Origin of the sequence: Thermaerobacillus caldiproteolyticus (genome assembly GCF_013761245.1) — a bacterium.
Taxonomy (GTDB): domain Bacteria; phylum Bacillota; class Bacilli; order Bacillales; family Anoxybacillaceae; genus Thermaerobacillus; species Thermaerobacillus caldiproteolyticus.
Map to the genome: position 1 here is coordinate 167,415 of NZ_JACDUT010000004.1, position 17,526 is coordinate 184,940.

A 17,526-nucleotide genomic window follows, 5' to 3' on the forward strand; every position below is an offset into this window, starting at 1 on the left:
TACCATGCATGATTTAACTAAGAGGAGCTATATCCTTCTTATGTCAGCCAAGTTGTTACGATAGAGTTCAAGAAAGGAGATCTAGTATGAAGAAACATTCACTTATCAAGCGGATCGCTGTTGCGTCCAAAAAAGAACAAGCCGATATCGTTGTTAAAAATGGAAAAATCGTTAATGTCTTTACGCATGAAATCATTGAAGAAGATATCGCTATTGTCGATGGAGTAATCGCAGGAATTGGCAAGTACGAAGGCAAAATTACGATTGATGCGAATGGAAAGTACATTTGTCCCGGATTGATTGACGGCCATGTTCATATCGAATCAGCGATGGTAAGGCCGAGCGAATTTGCAAAAGTGGTTGTACCACATGGAGTGACGACGGTGATTACGGATCCGCATGAAATCGCGAATGTGGCTGGCATAGACGGTATTCAGTTTATGTTAGACGATTCCGAACATGTACCATTAGATGTATATGTTATGATTCCATCTTGTGTTCCTTCTACTCCTTTTGAACATGCTGGAGCTGCATTGACAGCAAAGGATTTAGAGCCGCTGTTTTCTCACCCTAGAGTCATAGGATTAGCGGAGGTAATGGATTACCCAGCTCTTTTACAGGGAGATTCGCATATCATTGACAAGCTCGTGACTACGTTCCGATATACCAATCGAGTTGACGGACATGCTGCTGGATTAAATGTGGATGCCATTAATGTTTATACAAGCGCACAAATTAAGACGGATCATGAATGTGTAAACGCAGAAGAAGCACTCGATCGGGTGAGACGTGGAATGTATGTGTTGCTTCGGCAAGGAACGGTGGCGAAAGATTTAGAACGATTAATCCCGGCTGTGAATCCTCAAACGTCACGTCGCTTTTTGTTTTGTACTGACGACAAGCATGTCGATGATTTGTTGAGCGAGGGAAGCATTGATTATAACGTTCGCTTGGCGATTCAAAACGGGATTGATCCGGTTACAGCGATACAGATGGCGACGATTAATGCTGCACAGTGCTATCAATTACATACAAAAGGGGCGATTGCTCCGGGATACGATGCAGATTTTTTGTTGCTGGATGACCTTGAAACGATGAACATTACCCATGTTTATAAAGCAGGAGTGCTTGTGGCGGAAAATGGGGCATATGTATTGAACCAACAAAACAAAGTAACGAAAATTGATGAGAAATTGTTCCATTCAATGAATGCACCGAAAATTACCGCAGACGATATACAAATTCATTTTACAAAAGGGCGTACAGCTCATGTCATTCAAGTGATACCAAACAATTTGCATACAAAGCATATCATCGAAAACGTAGATGTAGAAAATGGTGTGTTTGTTCCATCGATTGAAAAAGACGTATTAAAGCTTATTGTCGTTGAAAGACATAAACGGTTAGGCCACATCGGTGTAGGGATAGTAAAAGGGTTTGGAATAAAATGTGGCGCCATTGCCTCATCCGTTGCTCACGATTCACACAACATCATTGCTGTCGGGACAAACGATGCTGACCTAGCCGCAGCTGCCAATTATTTAAATGAAATCGGAGGCGGACTTGTCATCGTAAAAAATGGGATAGTACTTGCTTCCTTGCCACTTGAAATTGGGGGATTAATGTCTTCTAGCGGTTACCAAACCGTTTATAAGCAGCTAAAGGAATTAAACAAAGCGCTGAGTGACATTGGAGCATCTCAACAATTTAACCCGTTTGTCACCTTAGCATTTTTAGCACTTCCAGTCATTCCGGAGTTAAAAATCACCGACAAAGGATTATTTGATGTGAAAGTATTTCAACATATTTCCGTAGAAGCAGCTGAGAAATAAAGTATCTTGTTTTTTGCAACTAAAAGAGGAAAGAACACTACTGTACAATGAAGAACGAAAATTGACATCACAACAGCCTATGTTTTTGCGGAATAGTCTGTTTTGTCATTTTTTATTTGAAAATTTGATGAAATTTTATGAAAATAAAAATAAGTGACTGCAAAGAACAGGGGGGAAAACAGGTGGAAACAACACTTGCAACGAGGAAAATATCGCATTTTCGACAAGGGGTTCAGGCAGGAGCGAGCATTGCTATCGGGTATATGCCGATCGCGCTTACGTTTGGATTGCTGGCGAAAACGACGGGGTTAAGTTTATTTGAGACGGTATTAATGAGTGTAATCGTTTATGCGGGGGCATCCCAGTATATTTCCTTAAACTTGCTTTCTCTCGGTACAGGAGCTTTTGAAATAGTTTTAACGACGTTTATTTTAAACATTCGTCATTTCCTCATGTCTGCATCGCTTAATGAAAAAGTAGAGCCAGATGTGTTATGGAAAAAAGCGCTTTATGCGTTTGGCATTACTGATGAAACGTTTTCTGTTGCCGCGACAAAAGAAGGAACGGTCACGACTTCTTACATGTTTGGGCTCATTGCCGTTTCTTACGGAAGCTGGGTGATTAGCTCGGGCATCGGTCATCTTGTTGGAGCGAGTTTGCCACAAAGTTTGCAAGAAAGCATGTCGGTTGCGCTTTATGCGATGTTTATCGGTTTGCTAGTGCCGGCATTGAAAAAACAACGAAAAACGATTTGGCTTGCAGGAACGGCAGCTATTCTTAACTCGGTATGCCTGCTTGTGTTTCATGTGCCAAAAGGCTGGGCGATTGTTATCGCAACAGTGTTAGCAGCCGTCATTGTACAATTTTTTGATAAGGAAAGCGAGGCGGAACGTCATGCATAGCACAATTGTTTGGATGATCATTGGTATGGGGATTGTGACGTATATTCCGCGCATGCTTCCGCTTGTTGTGTTTCATAATGTGAAACTGCCGCCGTTTTTGCAAGGCGTCTTAAAAAACGTTCCGTATGCCACATTAGGAGCACTTATAGTTCCGGGCATTTTTTTCATTCATGAAGATATTTGGTTTGGCATTCTTGGATTTCTTAGCGCATTTATTGCAGCGTGGCTGGGTGCCAACGTCATTCTTGTTGTACTGACTTCGGTTGCCGTTTTAAGTATATATGCGATTTTGATATAAAAACCACCGATGTTTCGGTGGTTTACTTTATTTTATTCATAATTGCTTCATATACGTCCTGTTGTCGAAAGCCTTTTTCCCCCATGCCAAATTGTTTGATGACATGATTGTTTTCATCTAACAAATAGGTCGACGTCGTATGGATGATCATGCCGTTTCCCGGGTCACGATATTGAAAGTTAAATGTGTCAGCAAGTTTTTTCGTATCATCTTCACTTCCACGAAGGAAAATCCATCCTTGATCTCCTTTATCAACGCCGAATGTTTTCGCATACGCTTGTAATTTTTCCGCTGTATCCCGTTTTGGATCAATGGTAATAGTGATAAATTCGACCTTGTTGCCAAAAACGTGCTGGTTCTCTAGTTTATCGCGAACTTTTTTCATTTGAAAGGTCGTGTTTGGGCAAATATCTGGACAATTCGTATAAATAAATTCGAGAAGCCGCACTTTCGGTTTCATTTCGCTAAAACGGTATTCATCTCCCCAAGCTGTTTCCATTGTGATATCACGAGGGAGCTCCATCTTTGCCTGGCGATAGACGGTAAGATATAAAATGCCGGCACCGACACAAATAATAAATAAGCTGATTAATGTCAAATATATTTTTTTCAAACAAATCACTCTCCTTATTTTTTATCATACAAGAAAATAAAAGCACGTACGAATTTTATTTGTGAATTTTCTTTGGCGTTCTAATTGACACAAATTTGATTACACTAAATAGTAGCATTGTCCATATAAAAGGGGGGATTTTGTGAAAAAGATCATAGGTTGGGCTGTCGCTATTTATGTTTTGTATTGTGTAGGGATGGCATGGTATTTATTTTCGTTTGCCGATACGTCGATTCCGCCGGAATGGAAAGGGACAAGCGCGGATCCGGCGACGTTTTTAACGCCGAGGGAACAGCTGTTAAGCGAGCAATATTCACAACTCAAAAATTTTTTATTTTTTGTATCCGTTCCTTATGACTGGCTCGTTTATTTTGGAGTGCTAGGATTAGGGGTATCAAAGGTGTTGCAAACATGCGCTACGCGTGCGACGAAGCTGTTTGTTCTTCAAGTCGCGCTTTATGTATTTTGGCTATCGCTTATCGTTATGGCCCTGACGCTACCGCTTGATTTTGTGAGCTATCGCATTTCACGAGCGTATGACATCAGCACACAGCCGGTCTCTAGTTGGCTAAGAGATGAGCTGATCGATTTTTTCGTGAATTATGTGCTCACGTTTTTCATTGTAACAGTGTTGTATGGGCTCATTCGTCGTTTTGAAAAACGGTGGTGGTTGTATGCATGGGGGTTATCTGTACCGTTTACGATTTTTTTCATGTTCATACAGCCGGTTGTCATCGACCCGTTATATAACGATTTTTATCCGCTAAAAGATAAAGCGCTAGAGGCGAAAATTTTAACGTTAGCACAAGAAGCGCATATCCCTGCGAAACATGTATTTGAAGTGAATATGTCAGAAAAAACGAATGCGTTAAACGCCTATGTCACCGGTATTGGCTCTCATTCGCGCATCGTGTTATGGGACACGACATTAAAGCGATTGCAGGAAGATGAAGTGTTATTTATTATGGCGCACGAAATGGGACATTACGTGATGAAACATGTATATTGGGGAGTTGCTGGGTATATCGTTCTCACTTTTTTTGGGCTGCTCGTTGCAAACTGGTTGATGAAGTGGGTCATTGCAAGGTGGGGAGCGCACTTGCGAATCAAGAAAATGAGAGATATCGCATCACTTCCATTATTTTTGCTGATTATTTCGCTGCTGAACTTTTCGGTCAGCCCTTTAGTCAATGCGGTATCAAGGTACGAAGAACATGCCGCTGACAAATATGCAATTGAGCTGACGGGGGATACAGAGGCGGCGGTTTCCTCGTTTCAAAAGTTGACGAAAGCGGGGCTAAGCCAAGTGAACCCGCCGTATATAGTGAAGCTGTTTCGCTATACACATCCGACAATTTTGGAGCGAATCGTCTTTTTACAGCATGTACAGTCTTCCAAGTCTCAATAACATCGATAAGTCCGAAGCAGAAAGGATTCCCTTTCTGCTTATTTTTTTGAAATTTTAAAAAAAACAGTTTTATTTTTAGAAACTCTGTTATATAATAAAAATGGATTTTTCGATTTTTGTATTATAACAAGAGGGGCGGGGAAATATGGAGACGCTAATGTTAGGGCTTCATGTCAATGACCATGACCCATGAAGGAGCGGTAGGAGCCGGTTTTAACAGCGGATGCGCTTGAGCTTATTGAAAAAATTAGAGAGTAATTTCGGAGAACGAAGAGGGTAACTGTTAGAACGAAGAAAAGAGTGACAACAGGAAATTGACGCCGGAAAATTGCTAGGCTTTTTGCCGGAAACGGCGCATATTCGCAACAGCAACTGGACAGTAGTTTCACTTCCTCAAGATTTATTAGACCGCCGTGTTGAAATTACCGATTTAGTCGACAGAAAAATGATCATCAGTGCATTAAACTCCGGAGCAAAAGTATTTATGGCGGATTTTGAAGACGCAAACTCTCCAACTTGGGAAACCTGCATCGAAGGACAAAATCGATTTGCGAGACACAGTCAATCGCACCATCATCTATGAATCTCCAGACGGTAAAAAATACGAATTGAAAGATGACATCGCTGTATTGAAATTTCGTCCGCGCGGCTGGCATCTTGAAGAAAAACATGTGACGTTGGACGATTAGCTAATTTCTGCGAGCTTATTTGATTTTGGGCTTTATTTTTACCATAACGCCCAAATGGTTCAGATCAATGTTTTTACCTGACAAAAATGGAAAGTGATTTAGAAACGCGCTTTTGGAACGATGAAAGCGCCGTGTTAATCGAGACGATTCTTGCTGCATTGGGAGCGGATGAAATTTTATATGAGCTTCGTGAGCATTCCGCCGGGGGAACTGCGGGCGCTGAGATTATATTTTTAGCTATCTCACATGGCTCCGCAATTAAAGAAGCGACAAGCTGTTTGAAAAACTTGTGTTAGATGGTGAATTTACCGAATGCTTAGCGATTCCGGGGGATGAATTTTTGTAAATCATAAAAGGGGGAAATGAAAATGACACGTGATGAAAGAGTAAAACAATTAGAAGAAAGCTGGCAAAGGGATGAGCGTTGGAAAGGGATTGTACGCCCTTATACAGCAGAGGATGTCATTAAGCTGCGCGGTTCGATTGACATCGAATATACGCTTGCACGCCGAGGTGCAGAGAAACTTTGGGAGCTATTAAATACAGAAGATTATATCAATGCCTTAGGTGCATTAACGGGCAATCAAGCCGTTCAACAAGTGAAAGCAGGATTGAAGGCGATTTACTTAAGCGGATGGCAAGTGGCGGCTGACGCGAATCTTGCTGGTCAAATGTATCCTGACCAAAGTTTATATCCGGCGAACAGCGTGCCGAATGTCGTCAAGCGAATTAATCAAGCGTTGCAGCGCGCTGACCAAATTCAGCATGTAGAAGGAAGTGGCGATGTTGATTATTTTGTGCCGATCGTCGCCGATGCGGAGGCGGGATTTGGCGGACAGTTGAACGTATTCGAACTGATGAAAGCGATGATTGAAGCAGGAGCAGCGGGCGTTCACTTTGAGGACCAATTATCTTCAGAGAAAAAGTGCGGTCATTTAGGTGGCAAAGTGTTATTGCCAACGCAAACAGCAATACGTAACTTAATTGCTGCACGGCTTGCCGCTGACGTGATGGGGGTACCGACCGTCTTAATCGCCCGTACTGATGCGGATGCCGCTGATTTAATTACAAGCGACATCGATCCGCGCGACCGCAAATTTATTACCGGTGAGCGTACGCCGGAAGGATTCTATCGTACAAGAGCAGGGCTTGACCAAGCGATTGCTCGCGGCTTAGCGTATGCGCCGTATGCTGATTTGATTTGGTGTGAAACAAGTGAACCGAACTTAGAAGATGCGCGCCGATTTGCTGAAGCGATTCATGAGAAATTTCCTGGCAAACTTCTTGCCTACAACTGCTCGCCGTCATTTAACTGGAAGAAAAAATTAGATGACGAAACAATTGCGAAATTCCAAATCGAACTTGGGAAAATGGGTTATAAATTCCAATTTATCACATTAGCTGGATTCCATACGTTGAACTACAGCATGTTTGAGTTGGCACGCGGATATAAAGAGCGCGGCATGGCCGCTTACGCTGAGCTGCAACAAGCCGAATTTGCTGCGGAAAAATACGGCTACACTGCAACAAGGCATCAACGCGAAGTCGGTACAGGTTATTTTGATGAAGTGGCACAAGTCATTTCCGGCGGACAATCGTCAACTGTTGCTTTAAAAGGTTCTACGGAAGAAGCGCAATTTACAACGGCATAATTCATAAACAGACAACAGTTTTAAGGGGAACATGGGGGATTTGATATAGACTGGCAAAAAGGGCTCGTGAAACAAGCGAGCCCTTTTACTTTACTTCAAATCTTGTCAGCATTTCATAAGGTTGCAGGCGAAAGGCTTCATGTGGAAGTAATTGAGGGTTCAGCGCATCAAGCACTCGATTTTTGAAATGAGGATAAGTGATGAATTGATTAATATTATCTTCAGTTATTGGATTTTAGTACGTTGAAATGAAAGCGCTCCTTCTTCCATCTCACAGCGACGTGCAATGTTACGTGTAATCCTGTTTTTTCTTGGATTTTCTGACGCACAGCTTCTCCAAAAGTGACTTGTCCTCACAGAATTTTTTACGTATCGCTTCGTCCCCGTAGATTTTGGTTAAAAATATTTCTTCTTTTTTAAATTATTTCTTAGGAGATATAAAAATGTCCTAATTTATTTGCATGTTTTGGAAAATCCGGCACATCATAAGAACAGGAGGTGCCGATATGGAAAAAGGAAAAGAAGAAAGAGAATTGCCGCTTGATTCCGTCTTAAATCCTGAGATGAGAATGAGTACGGATTTCCATTTTCATCAAATCTTTTTGAACGAAGAAGCATATGCCGGCGATTCGGTCGGAGAGCATACGGCGGTTGAACAGGCGAATGAATATTTAGCAGAAGAAGAAATTGGTCAAGCGTTTCACAATTCATAAGTGATTTTCATTCCGAAAATCACTTATTATTTTTTGAAAATATAGAAAAAAATAACTATTAATGATATGATGGAAACGTATAAGTTTAATAAAGGGAGAGAATGCGTCATGAAAGTTAATGAATTTATTGTGCTGGACGAATTTATTATCAGCCGCTACACAATGGTTATTTTACCCTACCGTTTTCATGAGCAGCGCTATTCGAAGGTTATCGAGGAAGACGGGGAATATATCGTAAAAATGAGGCCGATTGATATTATTGAACGAAGTTGTTGTTATTATGGCTCAAGTTTTAAAGGAAGGAAAGAAGGAACAAGGGCCATCATAGGAATTACCCATAAAGCCCCGATTGCCGTTGAGCCACTCAATGAAATTTATGTATTCCCAACTACTTCTCCTAATGCTCCTCGCTGTGTATGGCTATCACATATTCACGTGTTTCAATATGAACCTTCGAAAGAAGAACAAACGGTCGTTTATTTTAAAAATGAAAAAAGTATTCTCCTTGAAGTTTCCTATCATTCGTTTGTTAACCAATTATATCGAACGGCACAGCTGCGAACGAAATTATCAGAGCGAATAGAAGCGCGCGAGCGAAAAATGCAATATTTATTTCGTATGGATCGCTCAAAAGAATGGCTGCAGCAATAAAATTTATAACAGTCGAAATTCTCTCTATTTATATTCCCCATAGAAGCGTGTAAAATATAAATGTTACTTCGATGTGAATGGGGAGTATTCATGGACTTAGAAACATTAAAACAATGGTTTACACTAAAAAATGTATTAGACTTACTGGAACATTATCGCTCGTTTGGAATGATACCAGGTATTGTGTTTACGGTGCTGGAGTCATTTTTCCCGGTGTTGCCGCTCTTTATATTTGTGATGGCGAACGCCGCTGCTTTCGGGTTATGGGAAGGATTTCTCATTTCTTGGATTGGTACTTGTCTTGGTTCGATTTTTGTATTTTGGATAGCGCGAAAAGTAGGACAAAAACAGTTTTTCCGCTTTTTAAGCCGCCATCAAAAAGTGAGACGATTAATGAATTGGGTAGAGCGGCATGGATTTGGGCCTTTATTTTTGTTATATTGTTTTCCGTTTACCCCATCGGCGATTATTAATGTGGTCGCAGGCTTATCGCGTATTAGCAGGCAGCAATTTATTCTTGCCGTTTTATTTGGTAAGATGGTGATGATTTTTATGATTAGCTTTATTGGCTATGATCTTGCTGCGCTTGTGAAACAGCCGCTTCGTACTGTGGCAGTGGCGATTGTGATTATTTTGTTATGGTATGCAGGAAAACGAGTGGAAGCGCGATTTTCTTTGACGGACAAAGAGCCAAGCAAGGAAGATTCATAAATGACAGGTGGCGATTGTATGACGGAAAAACAACAGCGTTTTCGAAAGCCGATTGTCTGGGGACTTGGATTATCCCTTCTTTTCACGGTTCGCTTTCTTTGTTTCACCAATTATATGGTGGAAGGTAAGTCGATGATGCCGACGCTACAAGAAGGAAATTTGCTTATTGTTAACAAGTTAAGCTATCAAATGGGAAACATTCGTCGTTTTGATATCGTTGTGTTTCATGCGAATGCGAAAGAAGACTATGTAAAGCGGGTCATTGGTTTGCCGGGAGACCGAGTAGAATATAAAAATGATGTATTGTATATTAACGGGAAGCGAATCGAAGAACCGTATTTGCAACCGTATAAACAGAAGTTAATTGACGGTAAATTAACTGGCGATTTTACACTTGAAGAGTTGACTGGGCAAAAAACGGTGCCGAAAGGATATATTTTTGTGCTCGGCGATAACCGATTAAGTAGTTGGGATAGCCGGCATTTTGGATTTGTGAAAATAAGTCGGGTTGTTGGCAAAGTAAATCTTCGGTATTGGCCGTTTAATAAGATGGCAGTGAGATTTTAGAACAAGATGTTCATCATAGCTTGTATGCTTGATGAATATCTTGTTTTTTTATGAGGAATATATGGAAAAATTGTATCAAAAACTTATATAGAACTAACAAGAAAAAACAGATATACTTATTTCGCGACAAAAAACTGCTACACATTCCTTTTAAGTATCGAACATATGTGCTATAATAAAAGAAATGCTGGAAAATGAAGGTGATGATGTCATGTCGCTTCGCTTTATTTTAGGACGATCCGGAAGCGGGAAAACGACAAAATGTTTAAATGAAATTCGCGAAATATTGAGAGAAGAACCAAATGGGCCTTCCATTGTTTATCTTGTTCCTGAACAAATGACGTTTCAATCGGAATATAAGCTTATACATACACCGGGATTAGGGGGGATGATTCGCGCTCAAGTATTCAGCTTTACCCGGCTGGCTTGGCGTGTTTTGCAGGAGACAGGAGGCATGAGCCGATACCACTTGAACGATGTTGGGATTCAAATGTTGTTACGAAAAATTATTGAGCGGCACAAGCCGGAATTTAAGCTGTTTGGTCGCGCTGCCGATAAAGCGGGATTCATGACACAGCTTGGGGACATGATTGTCGAATGCAAGCGCTATTGTATTACACCTGAACAGCTTTTAGAAAAAGCTAACGTACTGCGCGAACAACAGGCAAAGGCAACGGCAAAAGTATTAGCCGATAAATTAAGCGATTTACACCTCATTTATGAACAATTAGAAAAGCAATTGATGCATCATTATATTGATTCAGAAGATTATTTGCGTCTATTAGCTGAGAAAATTCCACAATCGCGCTATCTTGCCAATGCTGAAATTTATGTAGATGGGTTCCATCATTTTACTCCACAAGAATATATGGTACTTGAACAGTTATTGCTTCATTGTAAGCGCGTAACAATTGCGTTAACAGTGGATGCTCCTTACAACGATCACCTCCCAAATGAACTTCATTTATTTCGCCTGACAGGCCAAACGTACCATGACATTCGTGAAATGGCGTTGCTAAACAATGTCGCTATCGACGATGTAGAATTGTTACAGCAAAACGTTCGTCATCGTGAAGCTGCGCTTGCTCATTTAGAAGCGCACTATGATTCTCGACCGGCTGTTTCTTTTTTAGAAGAAACGGAAGCGATTCAAATCTATGAAGCTTCAAATCGCCGTGCGGAAATTGAAGCAGTCGCACGCGAAATCGTTCGTCTTGTTCGCGATCAAGGGTATCGTTATAAAGATATTGCTGTCTTAGTTCGAAACACCAATGATTATCGCGATATATTGAAAACGATTTTTCAAGATTTTCACATTCCGTATTTTATGGATGAAAAGGAACCGATGCTTCATCATCCGCTCATCGAATTGCTTCGTTCCAGTTTAGAAGTTGTTACATCGCATTGGCGTTATGAGGCGGTGTTTCGCGCTGTAAAAACGGACTTGCTGTTTCCGAGTGATGCGAACATAGCGAAGATGCGTGAAGCGATGGACGAGCTGGAAAATTACGTGCTTGCCTATGGAATCAAAGGAGCGAAATGGACGAACGGAGAGCGTTGGACATACCGGCGTTATCAAGCGGTGGAAGGGCTATCGTTACCGCAAACGGATGAAGAAAAACAACGCGAAGATCAAATCAACAAGTGGCGGGAGTTGGTGGCGACGCCGCTTGTGACATTGCAACGCCGCTTGCAGCGGGCAAAGGATGGGCGCGCTTTCTGTGAAGCGATTTATCGATATTTAGAAGAATTAGAGATTCCAAAAAAGCTAGAACGGCTGCAGATAGAGGCAGAAGCGCGGGGAAATTTAATAAAAGCAAGGCAGCATGATCAAGTATGGAAAGCTGTCATTGACTTGCTTGACCAATACGTCGAAATGTTAGGAGAAGAATCGCTTTCACTGAGTGAGTTTGCCAAAATTATCGAAACGGGACTTGACCGCCTTGAATTTTCTCTTGTGCCACCTGCCATCGATCAAGTGTTAATTGCGCATTTTGACCGTTCACGCCTTGTTGATATCAAGTGTGCGTTCATCATCGGCGCAAATGACGGGATCATTCCTGCTAAAATGAAAGAAGACGGTCTTTTGGCGGAAAATGAACGGGAGATTTTGCACGAGTCCGGTTTAAATGTGGCTCCGGGTGGAAGAGAGCAGCTGTTCTACGAATCATTTTCGATTTATTTAGCACTGACCAGTCCAAGTGAGCGGTTGTATATTACGTATCCGTTAGCCAATGAAGAAGGAAAAGCGTTAGCACCTTCGATGTTATTGAAGCGTCTTTGCGCATTATTTCCATCTTTGCATCCACGTTCGCGCGGAAACGAGCCGCTTGAAGCAACGGACGATGAACAATGTGAATTTGTTACGCATCCACATGCAACACTTACATACCTTGTTGCTCAATTGCAAGCATGGAAGCGAAATTATCCAATTCACCCGATTTGGTGGGATGTGTATAACTTTTACGCAGATGACGAAAAGTGGCGCTCAATAGCTCGAAACGTGTTGGCTAGCTTATTTTATGAAAATGTAGCACAACCGTTGAAAAAAGATATTACGAAACAACTGTACGGCAAAAAAATTCAAGCGAGCGTCTCACGAATGGAGCAATTTCAAAAATGCCCGTTTTCTCATTTTCTATCGCATGGTTTACGCTTAAAAGAGCGGAACATTTTCCGGCTAGAGGCACCGGATATCGGGCAACTGTTTCATTCTGCGTTAAAGTTTATTTCCGACCGTCTTCATGACGCGAAACTAGAATGGGGTCAACTGTCAAAACAACAATGCGAACAACTGTCAGTAGAAGCGGTGGAACGAATTGCACCAACCATTCAACAAGAAATTTTGTTAAGCTCGAACCGTTATCACTATATGAAGCGAAAGTTACAACAAATCATTTCACGGACGACAGCGGTATTAAGCGAACATGCAAAAGCAAGCGGATTCGTTCCGGTTGGACTTGAACTAGAATTTGGTCCGAACGGCGTGTTGCCACCGCTCACGTTTCGCCTTCAAGATGGTACATTAATGGAGTTAGTCGGACGCATTGACCGAGTCGATAAAGCAGATAGCTCTAAAGGGGTGTTATTGCGCGTCATTGACTATAAATCAAGTGCTAAATCATTAAATTTAACAGAAGTGTATTATGGGCTCGCATTGCAAATGTTGACGTATTTAGACATTGTCATTACTTACGCGGAACAATTAGTCGGAAGCGCAGCATGGCCGGCAGGAATTTTATATTTCCATATCCATAATCCGATCATTAAAAGCGATCAGTTATTCAATGATGAAAAAGAAGTCGAGCGAAAGCTGTTAGAGCAATTTAAAATGCGCGGCTTATTGCTAGGAGATGAAGAAGTCGTTCGATTGATGGACAAGCGGCTCGAAGACGGAAAATGGTCTCTCATTGTTCCTGCACAAATTACGAAAAAGGGAGCAATTCATTCAAGCTCTTCTGTCGTAAGCGAAGATGACTTCCACCATCTTCGCCGGCACGTTCGCCACTTGTTCAAAACGATTGGGCTCCGTATTGTTGAAGGGGTCATTGATATATCACCTTACAAACTAAGCGAGCAAACACCGTGCGAGTTTTGTTCGTTCAAATCCGTTTGTCAATTTGATGAATCATTTCCAAGCAACCAATATCGCGTGTTAATACCGCAAGCAAAAAGTGAGATTGTGAGAAAACTAGTGGAAGGGAAGGAGAAGGATGAATAGACAAATCCGTCCGAAACCGGAAGGAAGCCAGTGGACCGATGAACAATGGAAAGCGATCGTAGAGGATGGACGGCATATTTTAGTTGCTGCTGCGGCTGGGTCTGGAAAAACGGCAGTGCTAGTCGAACGGATTATCGAAAAAATTGTTGCCGAAGACGACCCTATTGATGTTGATCGTCTGCTTGTTGTGACGTTTACCAACGCTTCAGCAGCGGAAATGAAGACACGAATTGCTGAGGCAATTGAAAGAGAAATCGAAAAACATCCGAGTTCTCTACATTTAAGACGACAACTCAGCCTGTTAAATCGTGCATCCATTTCGACGATCCATGCATTTTGCTTGGACGTCATTCGCAAATATTACTACCTCATTGACATTGATCCTGTGTTTCGCATTGCCGATGATACGGAAGTGGAACTGTTAAAAGATGAAGTGATGGAAGAACTGTTAGAGGAACAGTACGGAAAAGAGGAAAATGAACAGTTTTTTCAGGTCGTTGACCGCTATACAGGCGATCGGAGCGATGAGGATTTACAGGAGATGATCTTAACGATTTACGAGTTTTCTCGCTCTCACCCCGATCCGTTCCGTTGGCTCGATCGGCTTGTTGATATGTATGATATTGGTACGGAAATGAAGCTTGAGCAGCTGCCATATATCGCGCATTTACAACGGTATATCGATATGGAGCTGGCAGCGGTAAAACGGTTGCTGACAAGGGCGCTTGAGGTGGCGCAGCTGCCAGGGGGACCGCTGCCGCGTGTGGAAAACTTCCGCGACGATTTACAAATTATTGCAAGATTAGAGGAAGCGAAGGCTCGCTCTTGGAATGAATTATATGAGCAAATGCACGCGTTTTCGTTCTCGCGTGCAAAGCCGTGTCGCGGCGACGAGTATAAACAGGAACTGATTGATGAAGCAGCTGCTTTGCGCGAACAGGCGAAGAAAAAATTGGAAAATATTCGTGATGACATCTTTTCACTTCGCCCAGATACATGGCTTCGGCACATATGCGAAATGAAGCCGATCGTCGAAACGGTTGTTCAACTTGTGAAGCAATTTACGGAACGATTTCAACAGGCGAAGCGAGAAAGAGGATTGGTGGATTTTTCTGACTTAGAACACTACTGTTTACAAATTTTACGACATCCTGACTCTACGGAAGAACAACTTATTCCTTCAGAGGCGGCGCTTGATTATCGTGCGCAATTTGCCGAGGTGCTTATTGACGAGTATCAAGATGTGAACATGGTGCAAGAAGCAATTTTACAGCTTGTCACTAAAGGGAATGAGCAGTTCGGGAATTTATTTATGGTCGGTGACGTCAAACAGTCGATTTACCGTTTCCGTTTAGCTGAGCCGTTTTTATTTTTAAGCAAATATAAACGGTTTACAGCTGATGGCGAAACGGCGGGAATGAAAATTGATTTATCGCGTAACTTCCGAAGTCGCGCCGGGATTCTTGACGGAACGAACTTTATTTTTAAACAAATTATGGGAGAAACCGTTGGCGAAATTGTTTATGACGAAGAGGCAGAACTGAAATTAGGTGCAAGTGATTATCCAGAGAGTGAACATGTTGCAACAGAACTCATTATCATTGATCGCAACAGCGGTGGAATCGAAGAAGCGGAAACGGAAGAAGAGGGATTTAACAGAAATGAACTTGCTGCAGCACAGCTAGAGGCACGGATGATGGCCAACAAAATTAAAGAGCTCATTGCCGGATCATTTGAAGTCTATGATCGCAAGGCAAAACGAATGCGCCGTGTCATGTATCGCGATATCGTCATCTTACTGCGCTCAATGTCGTCAGCACCGCAGATGATTGAAGAGTTTCGAGCTCAAGGAATTCCTGTATATGCGGATCTTTCATCAGGATATTTTCAAGCGACTGAAGTATCGGTGATGCTATCATTGTTGAAAATTATTGACAATCCTTACCAAGACATTCCGCTTGCAGCGGTGCTGCGCTCGCCGATTGTCGGTTTGAATGAAAATGAATTGGCGCTCATCCGCCTTCATGAAAGAAAAGGAACGTATTACGAAGCACTTCTCTCGTTTATTAACAAAGCAGCTGATAATGAAGAGGAAAAAGCGCTGCAAAAGACGTTGCGGCAATTTTACGAACACCTGCAACAATGGCGAACGAGAGCGCGACAAGGTTCGTTAGCCGATTTAATTTGGCAGCTGTATCGAGATACCCATTTTTACGATTTTGTCGGCGGTATGCCCGGCGGAAAACAACGCCAAGCGAATTTACGCGCTCTTTATGACCGGGCGCGGCAATACGAAGCGACCTCTTTTCGCGGCTTATTTCGATTCTTGCGCTTTATTGAACGGATGCAAAACCGCGGCGACGATTTAGGAGCGGCGCGTGCGCTCGGTGAACAAGAAGATGTCGTTCGGTTGATGACGATTCACAGCAGCAAAGGTCTCGAATTTCCGATTGTCTTTGTTGCCGGATTGGCGCGTTCGTTTAATATGCAAGATGTGAACAAGCCATATTTGCTGGACAAAGAACTAGGATTTGCGACGCGATTTGTTGATCCGAAGTTGCGCATTAGTTATCCGACGTTGCCGCAAATTGCCCTAAAGAAAAAATTGCGTCTCGATTTATTGGCGGAAGAAATGAGAATCCTTTATGTCGCCTTAACGCGTGCGAAAGAAAAGTTATACTTAGTTGCCGTGGTAAAAAATGCTGAGAAAGAAATGGCGAAATGGAAAAACGACATTACGGCGGAACAATGGCTTCTTTCCGATGATGTTCGCGCCTCGGCAAGCTGCTATTTAGATTGGATAGGCCGTGCGCTCATTCGCCATCGTGATGCTCAACATTTATGGGAACATTCCTTTGTCGTATCGGAAGAAATTAAGAATCATCCATCAAAATGGAATATCGAGATTGTCGGTGCAGAGCAATTATATGAAATTGATGTAGCGAAAGAACAGATTGATGCGGAAATCATGAGAGCGATTCAAAATATGAAGCCTGTTTCACAAACGAGTGACTATAAGCAGCAAGTGAATCGTCAACTTACATGGGAGTACGAGTACAAACAGGAAACGATTGTTCGTGCGAAACAGACGGTATCTGAATTAAAGCGGCAACGAGACATTTTTGCGGAACATGCCGATCGTACGCTTCTTCGCTCACTTTCCAATCCGATTTTTGAACGGCCACGGTTTATGCAGGCGAAAAAGCTAACACCAGCGGAGCGCGGTACAGCCATGCATATGGTCATGCAGCATGTGGATGTTACCCAACCGATTACGGAAGAGACGATTCGGGAGCAAGTCGCAAAAATGGTCCATATCGAATTGTTAACGCATGAACAGGCAAATGCCATTGATGTTTCGAGTGTGGTTGCCTTTTTTACTACCGATGTTGGAAAACGTTTATGCCAAGCTCGGAATATTTATCGCGAAGTTCCGTTTAGCTTAGCAATGTCGGCGCAGGACGTGTACGGGCAATCATACGCAAGTGAAGACGGGTACGTCCTTGTTCAAGGGGTTATCGATTGTTTATTCGAGGACGACGACGGACTTGTATTAATCGATTTTAAAACGGATACGGTGACAGGGCGCTTTCAAGGCGGTTGGGAAGAGGCAAAACAGGTGATGAAATCTCGCTACGAAGCGCAAGTGAACCTATATCGTCGCGCCGTTGAACAAATTTGGAAAACGAACGTCCATGAATGTTATTTATATGTATTTGATGGTTCACATCTTCTTCCAATGTGATTCTAAGAGAATGTTGAAAAAAGG

Annotated in this window: 12 protein-coding genes and 1 pseudogene; 12 read left to right on the forward strand and 1 reads right to left on the reverse strand. The window is 42.3% G+C overall.

Annotated elements, in window-relative coordinates; all coding sequences use genetic code 11:
• Positions 1-86: 86 nt before the first annotated feature.
• From ade to HNR31_RS07830, 3 genes are all read left to right on the forward strand, one after another.
• A complete protein-coding gene (ade, locus tag HNR31_RS07820) occupies positions 87-1,832 on the forward strand; it encodes an adenine deaminase (RefSeq protein ID WP_181555696.1) in 1,746 nt (581 codons plus the stop codon).
• A 182-nt stretch (positions 1,833-2,014) separates the two neighbouring features.
• Positions 2,015-2,734, forward strand: a complete 720-nt coding sequence (locus tag HNR31_RS07825; RefSeq protein WP_181555697.1) for an AzlC family ABC transporter permease — start codon at positions 2,015-2,017, stop codon at positions 2,732-2,734.
• Positions 2,727-3,032, forward strand: coding sequence for an AzlD domain-containing protein (locus HNR31_RS07830; RefSeq protein WP_181555698.1), 306 nt, complete (start codon positions 2,727-2,729; stop codon positions 3,030-3,032). Before HNR31_RS07825 ends, HNR31_RS07830 begins: the two co-directional genes overlap by 8 nt.
• Before the next feature lie 22 nt (positions 3,033-3,054).
• On the opposite strand, the gene HNR31_RS07835 is transcribed toward HNR31_RS07830, so the two are convergent.
• A complete protein-coding gene (locus HNR31_RS07835) occupies positions 3,055-3,645 on the reverse strand; it encodes an SCO family protein (RefSeq protein ID WP_181555699.1) in 591 nt (196 codons plus the stop codon).
• Positions 3,646-3,787: 142 nt separating this feature from the next.
• On the opposite strand from HNR31_RS07835, the gene HNR31_RS07840 reads away from it, so the two are divergent.
• The 9 genes and pseudogenes from HNR31_RS07840 (at position 3,788) to addA (ending at position 17,502) form a co-directional block, all read left to right on the forward strand.
• Positions 3,788-5,053: a M48 family metallopeptidase gene (locus HNR31_RS07840; RefSeq protein WP_181555700.1), complete on the forward strand. Its 1,266-nt coding sequence runs from the start codon at positions 3,788-3,790 to the stop codon at positions 5,051-5,053.
• A 223-nt stretch (positions 5,054-5,276) separates the two neighbouring features.
• Positions 5,277-5,962: pseudogene (locus HNR31_RS07845) on the forward strand (malate synthase A); the annotation flags it as partial.
• Between the two features lie 148 nt (positions 5,963-6,110).
• Positions 6,111-7,394: an isocitrate lyase gene (gene aceA / locus HNR31_RS07850; protein WP_181555701.1), complete on the forward strand. Its 1,284-nt coding sequence runs from the start codon at positions 6,111-6,113 to the stop codon at positions 7,392-7,394.
• A 506-nt stretch (positions 7,395-7,900) separates the two neighbouring features.
• A complete protein-coding gene (locus tag HNR31_RS07855; RefSeq protein ID WP_181555702.1) occupies positions 7,901-8,107 on the forward strand; it encodes a hypothetical protein in 207 nt (68 codons plus the stop codon).
• 108 nt (positions 8,108-8,215) lie between these two features.
• Complete coding sequence (locus HNR31_RS07860; RefSeq protein WP_181555703.1) at positions 8,216-8,758, forward strand: competence protein ComK; 543 nt, start codon at positions 8,216-8,218, stop codon at positions 8,756-8,758.
• Between the two features lie 90 nt (positions 8,759-8,848).
• The gene (locus tag HNR31_RS07865; RefSeq protein ID WP_181555704.1) at positions 8,849-9,469 is read left to right on the forward strand and encodes a TVP38/TMEM64 family protein; all 621 of its coding nucleotides are present in this window, start codon (positions 8,849-8,851) and stop codon (positions 9,467-9,469) included.
• A gap of 18 nt (positions 9,470-9,487) precedes the next feature.
• Positions 9,488-10,036, forward strand: a complete 549-nt coding sequence (lepB, locus tag HNR31_RS07870; protein ID WP_181555705.1) for a signal peptidase I — start codon at positions 9,488-9,490, stop codon at positions 10,034-10,036.
• Between the two features lie 211 nt (positions 10,037-10,247).
• Complete coding sequence (addB, locus tag HNR31_RS07875; RefSeq protein WP_181555706.1) at positions 10,248-13,757, forward strand: helicase-exonuclease AddAB subunit AddB; 3,510 nt, start codon at positions 10,248-10,250, stop codon at positions 13,755-13,757.
• A complete protein-coding gene (addA, locus tag HNR31_RS07880; protein ID WP_181555707.1) occupies positions 13,750-17,502 on the forward strand; it encodes a helicase-exonuclease AddAB subunit AddA in 3,753 nt (1,250 codons plus the stop codon). Before addB ends, addA begins: the two co-directional genes overlap by 8 nt.
• Positions 17,503-17,526: the final 24 nt, after the last annotated feature.

What these genes read in the sequence shown, in the direction of transcription:
- addA (WP_181555707.1), top strand. Translation starts at nt 13,750, where the DNA reads ATGAATAGACAAATCCGTCCGAAACCGGAAGGAAGCCAGTGGACCGAT.
- HNR31_RS07855 (WP_181555702.1), top strand. Translation starts at nt 7,901, where the DNA reads ATGGAAAAAGGAAAAGAAGAAAGAGAATTGCCGCTTGATTCCGTCTTA.
- HNR31_RS07860 (WP_181555703.1), top strand. Translation starts at nt 8,216, where the DNA reads ATGAAAGTTAATGAATTTATTGTGCTGGACGAATTTATTATCAGCCGC.
- addB (WP_181555706.1), top strand. Translation starts at nt 10,248, where the DNA reads ATGTCGCTTCGCTTTATTTTAGGACGATCCGGAAGCGGGAAAACGACA.
- HNR31_RS07830 (WP_181555698.1), top strand. Translation starts at nt 2,727, where the DNA reads ATGCATAGCACAATTGTTTGGATGATCATTGGTATGGGGATTGTGACG.
- HNR31_RS07865 (WP_181555704.1), top strand. Translation starts at nt 8,849, where the DNA reads ATGGACTTAGAAACATTAAAACAATGGTTTACACTAAAAAATGTATTA.
- lepB (WP_181555705.1), top strand. Translation starts at nt 9,488, where the DNA reads ATGACGGAAAAACAACAGCGTTTTCGAAAGCCGATTGTCTGGGGACTT.
- ade (WP_181555696.1), top strand. Translation starts at nt 87, where the DNA reads ATGAAGAAACATTCACTTATCAAGCGGATCGCTGTTGCGTCCAAAAAA.
- aceA (WP_181555701.1), top strand. Translation starts at nt 6,111, where the DNA reads ATGACACGTGATGAAAGAGTAAAACAATTAGAAGAAAGCTGGCAAAGG.